Raw genomic sequence first — 259 nt, 5'->3', positions numbered from 1 at the left:
GGCCATCCAGGTGATCCTACGACGGTCGGCGCAGGCTCATGCGCCGCGTTGCTTGCAACGCTGAAGCGCGCCAACTGGATGGCCCGCAGTTGCGGGCCATGACAACGGATGGAGAGGGGGCCACGCATGCAGTTCATGATCATCGAGCGCTTCAGGAACCGCGACCCGAAGCCGATCTACCGCCGCCTGCGCGACCAGGGCCGCCAGATGCCCGACGGTCTCAACTACGTCTCAAGCTGGATCGAACCGAACTTCGACC

1 protein-coding gene is annotated in these 259 nt (G+C 64.5%); it reads left to right on the top strand.

Translation table 11 applies throughout. The features are described from left to right. Positions 1 to 108 precede the first annotated feature (108 nt). Positions 109 to 259: DUF3303 domain-containing protein (locus Q5762_RS40230; protein WP_399495628.1), on the top strand; the 151-nt coding region annotated here is incomplete at its 3' end.

It is taken from the genome of Streptomyces sp. P9(2023), assembly GCF_032436795.1.
Classification (GTDB): Bacteria; Actinomycetota; Actinomycetes; order Streptomycetales; family Streptomycetaceae; genus Streptomyces.
The sequence above is the reverse complement of the archived record's forward strand: the minus strand, read 5'-3'. Positions and strand labels throughout refer to the sequence as shown.